Below are 241 nucleotides of genomic sequence, written 5' to 3'. Positions count from 1 at the left end.
GTTCTACTTTTTCAAAATCACTTCTCCAAATTTTTACATATTTATCATCTAAATTCTTCCTATTTATTACTAAACTAGGGGGTTCATCAATACCCCAAAATGACTTCATTCCTATTTTTTCATCATCAAATGTTAAATTAAATTCTTTTTTTACGATATCTACAAAATCTTTTTTTAATGTTTTGTCATAACATGAAACACTAAATATAAAGATTATTAATAGTTTTATTATATTTTTCAT

General features: G+C 22.0%; 1 protein-coding gene. It reads right to left on the bottom strand.

Annotated elements, in window-relative coordinates; translation table 11 throughout:
- Nucleotides 1-241 (bottom strand): hypothetical protein (locus AWT72_RS09950; protein WP_197407695.1); only part of this gene is annotated, 241 nt, incomplete at both ends.

The organism is Oceanivirga salmonicida, from assembly GCF_001517915.1.
In the GTDB taxonomy this organism is placed as follows: domain Bacteria; phylum Fusobacteriota; class Fusobacteriia; order Fusobacteriales; family Leptotrichiaceae; genus Oceanivirga; species Oceanivirga salmonicida.
Note: the sequence above shows the minus strand (reverse complement) of the source record. Positions and strands in the feature narration are given on the sequence as shown.